13 protein-coding genes are annotated in these 14,383 nt (G+C 67.5%); 7 read left to right on the top strand and 6 right to left on the bottom strand.

The window, feature by feature from the left end; translation table 11 throughout:
- Nucleotides 1-3: 3 nt before the first annotated feature.
- Complete coding sequence (locus AZG88_RS42735; RefSeq protein WP_082764706.1) at nucleotides 4-1,233, bottom strand: glycosyltransferase; 1,230 nt, start codon at nucleotides 1,231-1,233, stop codon at nucleotides 4-6.
- A 464-nt stretch (nucleotides 1,234-1,697) separates the two neighbouring features.
- Here AZG88_RS42735 and AZG88_RS42730 point away from each other — a divergent pair, with 464 nt between their 5' ends.
- Nucleotides 1,698-2,348 (top strand): DUF1345 domain-containing protein, encoded by a 651-nt coding sequence (locus tag AZG88_RS42730; RefSeq protein WP_005249256.1) that lies wholly within the window; start codon nucleotides 1,698-1,700, stop codon nucleotides 2,346-2,348.
- A 106-nt stretch (nucleotides 2,349-2,454) separates the two neighbouring features.
- Nucleotides 2,455-3,720 carry a hypothetical protein gene (locus AZG88_RS42725; RefSeq protein WP_061043668.1) on the top strand — a complete coding sequence of 422 codons (1,266 nt, stop codon included), beginning with the start codon at nucleotides 2,455-2,457 and terminating at the stop codon, nucleotides 3,718-3,720.
- A gap of 15 nt (nucleotides 3,721-3,735) precedes the next feature.
- Here the strand turns inward: AZG88_RS42725 and AZG88_RS42720 are convergent, their stop codons facing one another.
- Complete coding sequence (locus AZG88_RS42720) at nucleotides 3,736-4,482, bottom strand: glycoside hydrolase family 25 protein (protein WP_005249254.1); 747 nt, start codon at nucleotides 4,480-4,482, stop codon at nucleotides 3,736-3,738.
- A gap of 47 nt (nucleotides 4,483-4,529) precedes the next feature.
- Nucleotides 4,530-5,540: an agmatinase gene (speB, locus tag AZG88_RS42715; protein WP_061043667.1), complete on the bottom strand. Its 1,011-nt coding sequence runs from the start codon at nucleotides 5,538-5,540 to the stop codon at nucleotides 4,530-4,532.
- 108 nt (nucleotides 5,541-5,648) lie between these two features.
- Between speB and AZG88_RS42710 the strand changes: the two genes are divergently transcribed.
- The 4 genes from AZG88_RS42710 to AZG88_RS42695 all read left to right on the top strand — a co-directional run bounded on the left by AZG88_RS42710 (nucleotide 5,649) and on the right by AZG88_RS42695 (nucleotide 10,302).
- On the top strand, nucleotides 5,649-6,269 hold the full coding sequence (locus AZG88_RS42710) for a helix-turn-helix domain-containing protein (protein WP_061043666.1): 621 nt from the start codon (nucleotides 5,649-5,651) through the stop codon (nucleotides 6,267-6,269).
- Nucleotides 6,270-6,362: 93 nt separating this feature from the next.
- Nucleotides 6,363-7,820, top strand: coding sequence for an amino acid permease (locus tag AZG88_RS42705; RefSeq protein WP_025433611.1), 1,458 nt, complete (start codon nucleotides 6,363-6,365; stop codon nucleotides 7,818-7,820).
- Nucleotides 7,817-8,617 carry a carbon-nitrogen hydrolase family protein gene (locus AZG88_RS42700; protein ID WP_061043665.1) on the top strand — a complete coding sequence of 267 codons (801 nt, stop codon included), beginning with the start codon at nucleotides 7,817-7,819 and terminating at the stop codon, nucleotides 8,615-8,617. The genes AZG88_RS42705 and AZG88_RS42700 overlap by 4 nt, the downstream gene beginning before the upstream one ends.
- Complete coding sequence (locus tag AZG88_RS42695) at nucleotides 8,614-10,302, top strand: flavin monoamine oxidase family protein (RefSeq protein ID WP_061043664.1); 1,689 nt, start codon at nucleotides 8,614-8,616, stop codon at nucleotides 10,300-10,302. The genes AZG88_RS42700 and AZG88_RS42695 overlap by 4 nt, the downstream gene beginning before the upstream one ends.
- A 53-nt stretch (nucleotides 10,303-10,355) precedes the next feature.
- Here AZG88_RS42695 and ggh read toward each other — a convergent pair whose 3' ends face one another.
- Genes ggh through AZG88_RS42680 form a run of 3 tightly spaced genes read right to left on the bottom strand, consistent with a single transcriptional unit; the run spans nucleotide 10,356 to nucleotide 13,987 of the window.
- Complete coding sequence (gene ggh, locus AZG88_RS42690) at nucleotides 10,356-11,693, bottom strand: glucosylglycerate hydrolase (protein ID WP_061043687.1); 1,338 nt, start codon at nucleotides 11,691-11,693, stop codon at nucleotides 10,356-10,358.
- Between the two features lie 46 nt (nucleotides 11,694-11,739).
- Nucleotides 11,740-12,567: a class I SAM-dependent methyltransferase gene (locus tag AZG88_RS42685; RefSeq protein ID WP_061043663.1), complete on the bottom strand. Its 828-nt coding sequence runs from the start codon at nucleotides 12,565-12,567 to the stop codon at nucleotides 11,740-11,742.
- Nucleotides 12,560-13,987 carry an amino acid permease gene (locus AZG88_RS42680; RefSeq protein ID WP_082764704.1) on the bottom strand — a complete coding sequence of 476 codons (1,428 nt, stop codon included), beginning with the start codon at nucleotides 13,985-13,987 and terminating at the stop codon, nucleotides 12,560-12,562. Before AZG88_RS42680 ends, AZG88_RS42685 begins: the two co-directional genes overlap by 8 nt.
- A 167-nt stretch (nucleotides 13,988-14,154) precedes the next feature.
- Here AZG88_RS42680 and AZG88_RS42675 point away from each other — a divergent pair, with 167 nt between their 5' ends.
- Nucleotides 14,155-14,361 (top strand): heavy-metal-associated domain-containing protein, encoded by a 207-nt coding sequence (locus AZG88_RS42675; protein WP_061043661.1) that lies wholly within the window; start codon nucleotides 14,155-14,157, stop codon nucleotides 14,359-14,361.
- The last annotated feature ends 22 nt before the right edge of the window (nucleotides 14,362-14,383 follow it).

The raw sequence follows: 14,383 nt of genomic DNA, 5'->3' as shown, positions 1-14,383 counted from the left end.
TCATCAGCTCCGATCTGAGGTTCGGGCGATCGTGTCGAGCAGCAACGTTGCGGCGACCGCTGCCCCGTCGGTACGGATCGTGCCCGCCACGGCAGCCGCTCGTGCTCCGGTCGCGGGGGTCAGGGCCGTCGTGAGCGCGGTCGACAGGGACTCGACGGTCGGAACCGGACCGTCGTGCGCCGCGCCGATGCCCAAGTCGGCCACCCGGCCGGCCCAGTACGGCTGGTCCGCCGCCTGCGGCACCACCACCTGAGGTGCGCCGGCCCGGGTGGCCGTCGTCGTCGTCCCCGCGCCGCCGTGGTGCACGACGGCGGCCACCCGGCCGAACAATGCCTGCTGGTTGACCTCGCCGACGACGAAGCAATCGTCGACGTCGTCGATCAGGGCCAGGTCGGCCCAGCCGCGCCCGACGAGTGCGCGGCGGCCCTGCGCGCGGATCGCCTCGATGGCCACCTGGGCGGCGTCCGTCGCCGCGTGCAAGGGCATGCTGCCGAAGCCCACGAACACCGGTGGTGTGCCTGCGTCCAGGAACGCCACCACGTCGGCCGGGAGTGGGCGGTCATCGGGCAGGATCCATGCGCCGGTCTGCACGACGTCGAGGTCCGGCGTCTCCTGCCACGGGTCCAGGGTCGGGTCCGTCGCCAGCCACGGCCGGTCGCCGATGACGTAGTCGCGAACGTTGTCCACCGGGGGCAGGCCGATCGACGCCCGGTTGGTGTCGAGCGCCTCACCGAACAGCGCATCGATGCTCTGAGCGTCCAGGTCCCACAGCACCCGGTTGTCCGTCACGTCCGGCGGGAACGCCCGGCCCGGATATGCCAGCGGCCGCCGATGCGGCGACGGCAGGGTGAGCTGCTGGAACGTCACGGACACGGAACGGATGCCCAGCTTCTCGGCGACCGACAGTGCTCCGGCCGCGGCCGGCATCGCGCCGGTCGCCACCAACGCGTCGCATCCCTCGGCCGCCGCGGTGACTGCGTCGAACTGGCCGGCGATCAGCTCGGCCGCGCGCCGGGGCAGGTCCGTCGCCGACGGCGCCGCAGTCGTCAGCGCGCGCGCCGACCGGCCGACGGGCACCATCGACACACCGACCCCGGCCAGCCGCTGCGCGAAGTCCTCGTCCGGCGGCGCGCACACCCGCACCTCCGCGCCGAGTTCCCGCAACCGCACCACGAGTCCCACCAACGGTTCGACATCCCCACGTGACCCATACGTCGACAACAACACACGCAATTCGCGACCCCCATTTCCGCAGGTTCTGGCTTCGGCCGGTAATTGTGCGGCACCACCCGGGCCTTGCCGCAAGCCCCCCGGTGCGCTATAAATTGAAAGTGGAAAGGGAGTTGGTACTCCTCTCCACTTCCTCGTCCGATTCGGGCAATCCCCAAGGCATCGTCGGCCCGTCGTGGATCGAATACGTTCGCCCACAATCGAGCTCACTGATCACGGTAACGCCGTCCGATCACAGCGGTGGGCGGGATAGACTGCTCGGAATACGTCGCTGGTACGCCCTGGCCTGCCGTCTGCCCTCGCGGGCGCCCCGTGTCAACACTCAGGAGGTCACACATGACTCCGCAATCGTGCGATGACCTGAACGTCGCCACCCGGCGTGGGGAGCGCCGATGGTGACGGCTCACCCGATCCCGTCACGGGTGATGCCGCACCGGCCTCGACGCCTCCTGCAAGAGGCATAGGCATTGCACGTACCTCTCCCGACCTCCGCCATCCCGAGAGTGGCCGCCGCGGTGGTGGTCGGTGTCGCGGCGGGCTTCATCGGCGGCCTGGTGATCACAGCCGCGTTGGGGGCTCTCGTCGGCATCGCCGCCGCTGCCGCCGTGTTCGTCGTATCCGGTTGGGCGGTGTTGTGGCCGATGGATGCGGCGGCGACTCGCCGCAACGTGGGACGCGAGGATTTTCGTCCGATAGTCGACGAATTGGTCGTGGTGACAGCGGCTTCGGGAGGTCTCGGAGGAATCGTCGCACTTCAGGTGGCGGGCGGATCCTCGGCGGGAACCGCGCACGCCGCCGTGGCTCTGATCGGGGTATTCCTGGCGTGGGCTTCCCTGCATCTGATGTACGCGGCCCGATACGCCTTTCTGTACTACGAGGGATCTAGTCCCGAAAAGTCAACGGGTGGTATAGATTTCAATTCCACCGCCCCGCCCGCGTTTCGCGACTTCTTTTACTTCAGTTACAACCTCGGGATGACCTACCAGGTATCCGATACCGACGTCTCGAGCCCGGAGATTCGGGCGGTCGCGCTCCGGCACTGCCTGTTGTCCTACGTTTTCGGTGCAGTCATCCTCGCGACGACGATCAATCTGGTCGCCGGGATCCTCACCAGGTGAAGACTGGGGTTCTCGTACTGATTTCGGCGCCTGCGAGAACCGAGCATCCTGCCTGTTCCCCGGTGTTAATGTTGATCTACTCGGCCACACCGAAAGGTGCACCTCGATGAGAAGATTCACTCGAAGAGTCGGTGGAACCATCGTGGCGCTGACGCTTACCGCCGCCGCCTTCGTCGTGTCACCGCCACCGGTGTACGGATTCGCCGAGGATATTTGCTACACCGAGGACGGTGCACCACCGCACAACTGCGCTCCGCTGCCACCCGAATGCCTACTCGACGATCCCAACTCGCCGATCTGCGGCGCCGAGGCGTTCCTCCGCTACGGGTTCACGTTGCGCCGCCCGCTCGGCGGACGGAGTCTCGTGCATTCGGACTCGACGTACATCATCGCCCGCACCGTCGGCTTCTCCGAGCAGGATGCCTACTGGATCGCGGCGTACGACGAAGCGACCGACCTCGGCACGTTCGCCCCACGCGACATCTTCGGCCGACTCGTCCCCGACGCCGGCGCACTGACCACCAAGGACATCAGCGGACTGGTACGCACCCACTTCGCCACCGGCGGGTTCCTCTTCCACTTCCTGCCCACGCTGCGCGGACCGGTGGATCCCCTGCCCAACGGCCTGCAACCGGATGTCGACGATCCCCGGCACGAAGTCATGCTCACGCACCTGCGGACTTGGGCCCTGGCCGGGCCGGGAAGTGGCGCACCGTTGTGCACGGGAGGTTTCACGAACCCCTCGGAGAACGGCGACTATGCCACGGGCGCAACGTGTTACGGCGATGCGAATCCCGTGCAGATCAACGGCACCTACAGCCTGGAGACTCCGGCCGCCATCCCGTTCACCAACATGACCGGGCAGCAGGTCATCTCCGACACGGTCCTGTCGTCACAGTTCGACTCCTGGATCGGCGAGAACTCCTGGAATGCGCGGACCGGCATCTACATTCACGCACTCGGCGATCGCATCTCGCACCATGTCTGCACCGACGCCGGCACGATCACACCGCCGGGCCCGGCCGGGCCGGACTTTCGGATCGATCTGAACCAGCCCACCTGCGACCAGGGTCCGCACGCCGTCCGCCACGAATACGAGACGGGCGTGGATTTCGCCGGCCTGCACCCGGAAGACCGGACCACCGAGGCGGCCCTGTCGATGGTGTACGACGAACTGGTCAACTTCGCGCGGGTGCGCGGAACGCTGGACGAGCGGGCCACGACGCCGACGACCAAGAATGCACTCCTGACCGACGGCCTCGTGCCGGCGCTCGAGATTCAGGAGCCGGTCGAGCGGCTGAACGCCGTGACCGACGTCGGCTGCCGAGTCGGCGTCACGGCGTTCCCCGGAAATCCGGTGTGCCGGGATTGATCGTGCCCGTCGGCGTCAGCTTCCGAAGGGGGATGCGCTGTTGGAGTACCGCGCGAAGTCGCCCTGCGCCCCGCTGTAGACGTTGAGGTCGACGTCGCCGTTGACGCCGGCGATACGACCGGTGCTGGTGTACTGCCAGAACGTCCAGTTGCTCCAGCCGCCGGGGAGGGGGCCGGGCGTGTTCTGACCGTTGTAGTCGGCGATCCACAGCGGGTATCCGGCGAACTCGTTGGTGTTCGCCATCGCCGTCCGCCAGAAGTTCGGGTACGTGTAGATGATCGGCTGACGTCCGGTGAGCGATTGGACCGTGTTGAGGTAGCGGTGCGTCCAGTCGATCAACGCCGCGGGCGGCAGCCCACCGGATTGCTCGAGGTCGAGGACCGGAGGCATGTCACCCGGACCGTTGATTCCCAGCACCACCGTCGAGTAGAACGCGGCCTGCGCTTCCGGCGACTGGGTGGGGTCGGCGTAGTGGTACGCGCCGCGGGCAACGCCGGCCACGCGCATGGCGAGGCAGTCCTGGACGAAGAACGGATTGACGTAATTGAGACTCTCGGTGGCCTTGACCATCGAAAAGTCGTGGCCGGCGTTGCGGACGGCGAACCAGTCGATCGGCGACCCGCCCGGGTGTTGCCACGAGGCCACGTCCGGACCTCTGACAGGTTCGGCGGCGGCATGCCCCGGCACCGCGGCCGCGAGCGCACCGGCGAGCAGTAGTGGTGCGATCTTGGAGAACCTTCGGACCTTCACCCCGATAGCCATGCGCCCGAGGGTAACGTCTTCCCGCTTCCCGCACGTGGCAACGGACGTCACTTCGTCACGAACGCCGCCTGCCGGAGCGTCTCGCCACGCGCGGCGCGGCCCGGGGCCGACGACGCGTTGATCGCGAGCACCGACAGCAACTCGTACGCAACGTGCGCTGCCGCGATGCCGGTGATCTCGGCGTGGTCGTATGCGGGCGCGACCTCCACGATGTCGGCGCCGACCACGTTCAGGCCGACGAGTCCGCGCAGGGTGTTCAGCAACTCGCGGGACGTCATGCCGCCGGCCTCGGGTGTTCCGGTGCCCGGCGCGTGCGCGGGATCGAGGACGTCGATGTCCACGGACACGTAGACCGGTCCGCCGTCGAGCCGTCGACGCATCCGTTCGACGATGCTGGCGACGCCGTCCACCTCGTAGTCGTCGGAGCGGATGACCTGGAAACCGAGAACAGCGTCGTCCTCGAGGTCCTTCTTGCTGTACAGCGGGCCACGGATGCCGATGTGCTGCGAACGCTCGAGGTCGATGAGCCCCTCCTCGCTGGCCCGCCGGAACGGGGTGCCGTGCGTGTAGGGGGCACCGAAGTAGGTGTCCCACGTGTCGAGGTGCGCGTCGAAGTGCAGGACGGCAATGGGACCGTGGTCGCGCGCGAGGGACCGCAGGATCGGCAGGGCGATGGTGTGGTCGCCGCCGAGCGTCAGCACGGTCGAGCCGTCCTTGCGCAGGTCGGTGACGGCGCCGTCGACGGTGGCCAGGGCCTCCTGGATGTCGAACGGGTTGACGCCGATGTCGCCGAAGTCGGCGACCTGTTGCGCCGCGAAGGGGTGCACGTCGAGCGCGGGGTTGTACGGACGCAGAAGCTTCGACGCGGCGCGGATGTGGCCGGGGCCGAAGCGTGCGCCCGGACGGTAGCTCACGCCGGAGTCGAACGGGACGCCCATCACCGTGACGTCGGCGCGGGACACCTCGTCGAGCCGGGGGAGGCGGGCGAACGTGCTGGGTTCGGCGTAGCGCGGGATGCGGGTCGCGTCGACGGGGCCCTTTATGTCATCTGTACTCATCGGAATCCTTCGGTGTGTGCCGGAGACGTGGCGTCGTCGTATCGTTTCCTTGGAACGCATTCTTGTCAACACTTGTTTCCTATACGAGACACAACGAAGGATCGATGCATGGCGAACGAGCTCGCAACCGAAGGTGCGTCGGGCGTCGACGCGCCCAGGATCGGCCCCCGGCTCAAGGCGGCCCGGCAGGCCCAGCGCCTCACCCTCGACGACCTGGCCGCGAGCTGCGGCATCACCAAGGGCTACCTGTCGAAGATCGAACGGGACCACGCGAGCGCCTCCGTCGCCACGCTGGTGCGGATCTGCGCCGCCTTGAACATTCCGGTCGGGTCGCTGTTCGAGAGCTCCGCCGCAGGTGAGGTGGTACGGGCCGACAACTACCCGCCGATCAGTTTCGGCGGGGAGCGCATGGCCGAGTTCCTGCTGACACCGTTCGGTGAGCGCCGCATCCAGTCGCTCCTGAGCCTGATCGAGCCCGGCGGCGGGAGCGGCTCGGAAACGTACGAACTGCCGGTCGACGTCGCCTTCGTCTACGTCGTCTCGGGCCGGATCTGCATTTCCTTCAACGGTCCGGGGGCCGGGGAGGACGTGTCGCTCGCGACCGGGGACGCGTTCACCTTCTCGCCCCAGCTGCCACACAGCTTCCGCGCGCTCGGCGACGACACCGCGACCGTTCTGTGGATTCTGGCCCCCGCACTACCGGACGACGTCCGACCCACCTCCCGCTAGGAAACCGTCAAGCGGTTTAGGAAACATGTGTTGACAGTCACGGCTCGCCCGTTCATTGTTGTCCACATCACTCCACCGCTCAGGAGCTCAACGTTGGACATCACCAAGATTTCTCCGCGCCCGCCGGGACTGGCCGGCGCACTCCGCGCCCGCAAATCGGTCGAGGCGATCGTGGCGCGCAACGACCAGGAACCCGGTCACGGCCTCAAGCGGTCGATGGGCCTGGTGCACCTCACCGCACTGAGCATCGGTGCGTCGCTGGGGACGGGCATCTTCGTCATCCTCGGCGAGGCGACACCCAAGGCCGGCCCCGCCGTGGTCCTCGCCTTCGTGCTCGCGGCGTTCACCGCCCTCTTCTCCGCCCTCTCCTACGCGGAACTCGCAGGCAGCATCCCCGTCTCCGGCAGCTCCTACTCGTACACCTATGCGACGATGGGCGAACTCTTCGCGTGGATCTGCGGCTGGTGCCTGATGCTCGAGTACGGTGTCTCGGTCGCGGCCGTCGCCGTCGGCTGGGGCGAGTACATCAACGAACTACTCCACGGCATGTTCGGTATCTCGCTACCCGCCGCGATCAGCGAATCACCGGGAGCGGGCGGCATCGTCAACGTGCCCGCCATCATCATCGTGCTCGTCGCGGTGGCACTGCTGACCCGGGGAGCGTCCGAGAGCGCCCTGGTGAACACGGTCATGGTCGCACTGAAGATCCTCGTCCTCGTGTTCTTCTGCGCTGTCGCGTTCACCGCGTTCCGCGCCGGAAACTTCACGCCGTTCATCCCCCTCGGCGCGGCAGGTGTGACGGCCGCGGCGTCCCAGGTGTTCTTCGCCTACATCGGGTTCGACGCCGCCTCGACCGCAGGCGACGAGGCGAAGAACGCGAAACGCGACCTTCCCCGGGCCATCATCCTCTCGCTCCTGATCGTCACGATCCTCTACTGCCTGGTCGCGATCGCGGCCGTCGGCGCGATGCCCTGGCAGGACATCGCGGGTGAGGGCGCCGCACTCGCGACCATCCTGAATGCCGCGACCACCAGCACCTGGCCCGCCATCCTCCTGTCGGCGGGCGCGGTGATCGCCATCGCCAGCGTCGTCCTCGCCGTGATGTACGGGCAGACCCGGATCCTGTACGCGATGTCGCTCGACGGTCTCGTTCCACGGGTCTTCTCGCGCGTCAACCCGCGCACCCGGGTGCCGGTCGTCAACATCGTCGTCGTCGGTGGCGTCGTCTCCGCGCTCGCCGGATTCGTGCCGCTGGGCGAACTGGCCGACGCGACGAGCATCGGCTCGCTGTTCGCGTTCATGCTCGTCAACATCGCCGTGATCATCCTGCGCCGCCGCCACCCCGACCTGCACCGCAGCTTCCGGACCCCGCTGTTCCCGCTGATGCCGGTCCTCGGCGTCGTGTTCTGCGCGCTGCTGCTGTTCGGTCTCGGCGTCTCGACGTGGGTGGCGTTCGCGCTGTGGATGGCAGTCGGGCTCGCGATCTACTTCGCGTACGGCGTCCGCAAGTCCGAACTCCGCAACAGCCCGGAAAGGGTGCCGGCACCATGAGGGCAGCACTGTTCCAAGGTCCCGAACTCTCCTTCGACGTCGCGGCGAACCTCTCCGCTATCGCGTCGGCCGCGCAGACGGCGGCGGCGTCCGGGGCGTCCATCCTGGTCTGCCCGGAGATGGCGGCCACCGGCTACAACATCGGATCCCTGATCGCGGAGCGGGCCGAACCCGCCGACGGACCGATCGCGGCGCGGATCTCGGAGATCGCACGCGAGTCCGGAATCGCCGTCGTCTACGGATACCCCGAGGCGGACGCAGGCGTCGTCTACAACAGCGTGCAGGTGTTCGACCCGTCCGGGACGTCGCTCGCGAACTACCGCAAGACCCACCTGTTCGGCGAACTCGACCGGTCGCACTTCGCCGCGGGCGACGAACTGGTGGTCCAGTTCGACCACGCCGGAATCCGGTGCGGACTCCTGATCTGCTACGACGTCGAGTTTCCGGAAGCCGTTCGCGCACATGCCGACCGGGGAACACAGTGGCTCGTCGTCCCCACCGGCCTGATGAGCCCGTACGAATTCATCGCGGAGAGCGTCGTCCCGACCCGTGCGTACGAGAGTCAGCTGTTCGTCACGTACGTCAACCGGTGCGGCACCGAAGCCGACCTCGACTACTGCGGATCCAGTTGTGCGATCGCGCCCGACGGCACCGAACTCGCCCGCGCCGGCCGCCACGAAGAGCTGGCGATCGTCGACCTCGAACTCGACGTCCTCCACCGATCCCGCCGTGAGAACACCCACCTCGACGACCGACGCGTCGACCTCTACCCCTTCATGCAGGAGAAGACTTCATGACGATCCCCGTCACCCCGGACAGCACCGCCGCGGACACCGATCCCCGGCCGCTCACCATGTTCGGCCCCGACTTCCCGTTCGCCTACGACGACTACATCGCGCACCGCTCGGGTCTCGGCGCGGTGCCCGCCGACCGCCACGGCACCGAGGTGGCAGTCATCGGCGGCGGACTGTCGGGGATGGTCACGGCGTACGAGCTGATGAAGCTCGGCCTGAAACCGATTGTCTACGAAGCCGATCAGATCGGTGGCCGGATGCGGTCGCAGCCGTTCGACGGGCACCCGGACGTGGTCGCCGAGATGGGCGCGATGCGGTTCCCACCGTCGTCGACCACCCTGTTCCACTACCTCGACGCCATGGGACTGCGGACCGAGGCGTTCCCGAACCCGCTCGCCGACAGCACCCCCAGCACGGTCATCGACCTCAAGGGCGAAAGCTACTACGCGCAGCACCTCGACGACCTGCCGCCCGTGTTCCGGGAGGTGTCGGATGCGTGGCAGCGCACGCTCGAGGATCACGCCGAGCTGATTCCGCTCCAGCAAGCGATCCGCGACCGCGACACCGCCGAACTCAAGCGCATCTGGAACGACCTGGTGGTCCGGCTGGACGATCAGACGTTCTACGGTTTCCTCGCCTCGTCCAAGCACTTCGCGTCGTTCCGGCATCGGGAAGTGTTCGGGCAGGTCGGTTTCGGAACGGGCGGCTGGGACACCGACTTCCCCAACTCGATTCTCGAGATCCTGCGCGTCGTCATCACCGCCGCCGACGATCACCACCGCGGCATCGTCGGCGGGTCGCAGCAGCTGCCCCTGCGCCTGTGGACCGACACCCCGACGGGCATGGCGCACTGGCCGGACGGCACGTCGGTGCGCGCACTGAACGGCGGAAGCACCCGTCCCCGGGTCACCGAGGTCCGGAGGACCGCACCGCACCAGGTGACGGTCACCGACTCGTCCGGGGAAATCCGCACGTACCCCGCCGCCGTCTTCACGGCGCAGAGCTGGATGCTGCTCAACAACATTCACTGCGACGACGACCTGTTCCCGATCGACCACTGGACCGCGATCGAGCGAACCCACTACATGGGGTCGACGAAGGTGTTCGCCCTCGTGGATCGTCCGTTCTGGAAGGACAAGGATCCGGTCACCGGCCGCGACCTCGTCAGCATGACCCTGACGGACCGGATGAGCCGCGGCACCTACCTGCTCGACCACGGTGACGACAAGCCCGGCCTGATCTGCCTGTCCTACACGTGGTCCGACGATTCGCTCAAGCTGCTGCCGCTCGACGCGACGGAGCGGATGAACCTCATGATCAAGTCGCTCGAGGAGATCTACCCGGGAGTCGACTTCCGCAGTCACATCATCTCGACTCCGGTCACGCTGTCCTGGGAGACCGAACGCGACTTCATGGGTGCGTTCAAGGCGAACCTCCCCGGCCACTACCGCTACCAGGAGCGGCTGTTCAGTCATTTCGTCCAGGACGAACTCGACCCGCGGCACCGCGGCATCTTCCTTGCCGGCGACGACATCTCGTGGACCGCGGGCTGGGCGGAGGGCGCCGTGCAGACCGCGCTCAACGCCGTCTGGGGCGTGATGCACCATCTGGGCGGCGCCACCCCGGCCGACAACCCCGGTCCCGGCGACCGATACGCAGACCTCGGCCCGATCCGGCTGTGCGACTAGCGCCTGTGAGTACTTATTAACGTCCCGCGGTTAATAAGTACTCACGGGTGGCGCTAGCCCAACCAGTCCAGGACCGCGGCGGCCGTCCACGACTGCTGCATGCTGCCGAGGGGCTGACCGGTGAACGGTTCGTAGTATTCGGCGAAGCTGCCGTCGCTCGCCTGCCGCAGCCCCTCGGACCGCAGCAGGTGGGCGCGCTCGGCCCACCCGCGCCGGGCGAACGCCCAGGAGAACAGCCACGTCATCACCGGCCACACCGGACCGCGCCAGTACTCGCGCGGGCGGAAGTCGCCCGACACCGGCGACGTCGACGGCGGCACGGCGTACCGGAGGTCGGGGTGGCCGCAGAATTTCGGTCCCTCGAACGTGCGGAGCAGGGCGCGTTCGGCGTCCCGGCTCAGGCCGCCGCACAGCAGGGGGGAGAACATGGCGAGGGTTTCGGTGGAAATCCACCGGCCGCTGCGCAGATCGAAATCGCGTGCCGCCCCGGACCGTTGGTCGGTGGTGGTGAGGACGCCCTGCCGGAACCGGGCCGCCCACCCGTGCAGTTCCCGGACGTCGGAGTTCGGCATCGAGTGTTCCTCGCCGATGGTCGCGAGCACCTCGCACGCCATCGAGAACACGGCGCTGACGAACACGTCCTCCACCGCGAAGCTCATGGCGGTGGCCAGTTCCGTGTCGTCGTAGCGGACCGTCTTCATCTCCTCGAGCAGCCACAGGTAGCGGTCGTACTCGCCGTTGGACGGCCGCTGTCCGGTGTCGGCGACGTGGGACAGATCCTCGCGCAGATACGTGGGAATCACCCCGGCCACGACGTTGGCGTACGAGTGGTCCCAGCGCGGCGAGTTGTCCATACCGGACTCCCAGCCGTGGTACAGCGCGATCCGGCCGTTGCCGTCGAGGTCGCGGGCGTTGGCCAGCCAGCGGTGCCAGCGCACGAGGTCGGGCCAGCGCCGGTCGAGGAACTCCTCCGCGACGGCGCGGGTGCTGCGACCGTGCCTGCGCGAGTGGTCGAGGATGCGCTGCACCGCGATGGCGTGCACGGGCGGCTGGGTGATCCCCGACGTCTGCGTGCCGCTCGGCGCGTGCGCAGCGAGGGTCCCGCACTCCCAGCGCCCGGGACCGGGGAAGTATCCGTCGACGCCGTTCGCGAACACGATGTGCGGGATCATCCCGTTCTTCCACTGCGCCGACAGCAGGGTGTCGAGTTCGACGACCGCCCGCTCCACGCTCAGGGGCGCCAGGCCGACCGCGACGAACGCCGCGTCCCAACTCCACATGTGCGGGTACAGGCGCGGCGCGGCACTCGTCATCGTGCCGAGGTCGTTGCCGCGAAGCAGGTACGCGGCACGTGCCGCGAGCTGTGTCGGGGTGAATCCGCGGTCCGCCATTGCACCATTCTGCTGCGGGTCGGCCCACATCGCTCGTCGGAGGGGTTCAGCCCGCGAATCCGCAGAGGGTCAGCGTCGGACGCGAGTCGCGCAGCGGCCGCAGATCCGACAGCCTGCGGAGCAGGGTCGACCCCCACAGGCCCCGGCCGAGGGGCAGCATCACCTCGCGGGTGAACGCGAGGTCCGGCACCTGACCGGGCAGGTCCGCCGCGTCGCCGGCGGAGAGGTGGAACGGCATCGGCGGGACGGTGTAGTCGCCGTGAATCCGCATTCCCTTCTGCGTCTTGCGGCTGACCCATTTCGGCACCGAATCGAACATCATCCGGCCGCCGGGGAAACGCCGGGCGCAGTCGCCGATCAGGGACAGCGACTCGTCGGCGGGCAGATACATCAGCAGGCCCTCCGCCGAGACGAACACGGCCCGGCCGGTGTCGACGTGGTCCATCCACGAACGGTCCAGCGCGGACACGGCGAGTGTGGTGACGTTCGGTTCGCCTGGCAGCAGTTGCCTGCGTAGCGCGACCACCTCGGGCAGGTCGATCGACACCCACCGGACGTCGGGGTCATCGATCCGCCAGTAGCTGGTCTGCAACCCTTCGCCGAGCGCGACGACCGTTCCGCCGGGGTGATCGGCGAGGAACGCCCGGATCTCGTCGTCGAAGGCCCGAGCGCGCAGAGCGTGGGATTGGCTCGGCTTCCCGAAGTTCTCGTACGGATAGTCGAGTGTCTCGTAGAGCGTCACGGCGAGCGGGTCGACCAACGTGCCGTCGGGACGCGACGCCTCGACGGCACGGTTGCGGAGGGTCCACATCATCGTCGCGGGAACACCGGTCAGGGTGGTCGCGTCCACCCGTTTCCGGTTTTCGTCAGCCACGCGGCACCGGCTCTGCCACTTCGAGCTTGGAGTGTGTGCGGGAGTAGAAGAAGTACACGATCAGGCCGAGGATCAGCCAGATCCCGAACCGCAGCCACGTCTCCCACGGCAGCGACAGGATGAGCCAGCCGGAGAACACGACGCCGATGATCGGGACCACCGGCATGAACGGAAGCGTGAAGGAGCGGGGGACGTCGGGGCGGGTGCGCCGGAGCACCGCGACCGCGATGCAGACGACGATGAACGCCGACAGGATCCCGATGTTGGTGAGTTCCGCGACGGTGTTGATGGGGAAGAACCCGGCCAGCAGAGCCGACCCGACGCCCACGATCCAGGTGACCCGGGTCGGCACCTTGCGGACCGGGTGCGTCTTCGCGAACCATTCCGGGAGCAGGCCGTCCCGGCTCATCGCGTACCAGACGCGGGTCACCCCGAGCATGAAGGTGAGCACGACGGTGATGATGCCGACGATGGCCCCGACCGCGATGATGTTCGCGACCCCGGGCATGCCGACCGATTCGAACGCGGTGGAGAACCCGCTCTCGGGGCTGATCTCGGTGTACTTCTGCATTCCGGTCAGCACCAGGGTGACCAGGACGTACAGCGTCATCGCGATGCCGAGGGAATACAGGATCGCCTTCGGCAGGTGCTTGGTGGCGTCCTTCGACTCCTCGGCGGCCGTGCTCATCGCGTCGTATCCGAACACCGCGAAGAACACGGTGGCCGCACCGGTGAAGACGGCGGCGGTGCCGAACGGGAAGTAGGGGGTGTAGTTGGCGCTGTCGATGTGGAAGACGCCCAGCGCGATGATGAGGACGACCAGCGCGACCTTGATCGCCACCGCGATCGTCTCGAATCGACCGACACTGCGGATTCCGCGCGAGAGCACCCAGGCGGTGCCGAGGCAGAACAGGGCCGCGAAGACGTCGAACACGTGCCCGTCACCGGTGCCCAGCGCGCCCATCATCCAGTCGGGCAGACTGATGCCGATCTGTTCGAGGAGAAACCGGAAGTACCCGGACACGCCGATGGCGACGACGGCCGCCACCGCAATGTATTCGAGCAGCAGGTCCCAGCCGATGAACCAGCCGACGATCTCGCCGAGCGCCACGTAACCGTAGGTGTAGGCCGATCCGGCCTTGGGGATCATTCCGGCGAACTCGGCGTAACACAGTGCGGCCGCGGCGCTGGCGATGCCGGCGATCAGGAAGGAGATCAGCACGGCCGGACCGGTGACGGAATGCGCGACCGAACCGGCGAGTGAGAAGACGCCGGCGCCGATGATGCCGCCGACGCCGATCGCGGTGAGTTGCCACAGGCCGAGCGATTTGGTCAGCCGTTCGTCGGGCGGAGTGTCGTCCTCGACCTCGGTGAGGGGTTTGCGGCGCAGCATTTGGCTGCGCAACTTGTCCATCGACATTGCCAGGCTCCGTTTCCCAGTGGGGTGAGATGCGGTACCTCACTCAATCACTTTTCCGGGCGTGTGTGTGAGAGGAACGCGGGACTCGGCACACACTTGCGGGAATACGGTAGGGGGGTATGGTAGTTATCGAATACAGCATCGACATCCCGAAGAGAGGCAGAACTGTGAGCACCTCGAGCGTCACCGTGACCGGCATGACCTGCAACCACTGCGTGTCCTCGGTTACCGAGGAGATCAGCGCCCTCCCCGGCGTCACCTCCGTGGACGTCGACCTGGCCACCGGCAAGGTCGTCATCGACAGCACCGCGGACCTCGATCCGAGTGCCGTCGCGGGTGCGGTCGAAGAAGCCGGATATTCCGTCGCCGGCTGAGCCGGTATCTCCAGCGCAGCCA

Origin of the sequence: Rhodococcus sp. LB1, assembly GCF_001583455.1 — a bacterium.
GTDB lineage: Bacteria > Actinomycetota > Actinomycetes > Mycobacteriales > Mycobacteriaceae > Rhodococcus_F > Rhodococcus_F opacus.
Note: the sequence above shows the minus strand (reverse complement) of the source record. Positions and strands in the feature narration are given on the sequence as shown.

Excerpts from the sequence above, each read along its gene's own strand:
- AZG88_RS42725 (WP_061043668.1), top strand. The coding sequence starts at position 2,455 with ATGAGAAGATTCACTCGAAGAGTCGGTGGAACCATCGTGGCGCTGACG.
- AZG88_RS42720 (WP_005249254.1), bottom strand. The coding sequence starts at position 4,482 with ATGGCTATCGGGGTGAAGGTCCGAAGGTTCTCCAAGATCGCACCACTA.
- speB (WP_061043667.1), bottom strand. The coding sequence starts at position 5,540 with ATGAGTACAGATGACATAAAGGGCCCCGTCGACGCGACCCGCATCCCG.
- AZG88_RS42710 (WP_061043666.1), top strand. The coding sequence starts at position 5,649 with ATGGCGAACGAGCTCGCAACCGAAGGTGCGTCGGGCGTCGACGCGCCC.
- AZG88_RS42700 (WP_061043665.1), top strand. The coding sequence starts at position 7,817 with ATGAGGGCAGCACTGTTCCAAGGTCCCGAACTCTCCTTCGACGTCGCG.
- AZG88_RS42695 (WP_061043664.1), top strand. The coding sequence starts at position 8,614 with ATGACGATCCCCGTCACCCCGGACAGCACCGCCGCGGACACCGATCCC.
- ggh (WP_061043687.1), bottom strand. The coding sequence starts at position 11,693 with ATGGCGGACCGCGGATTCACCCCGACACAGCTCGCGGCACGTGCCGCG.
- AZG88_RS42680 (WP_082764704.1), bottom strand. The coding sequence starts at position 13,987 with ATGTCGATGGACAAGTTGCGCAGCCAAATGCTGCGCCGCAAACCCCTC.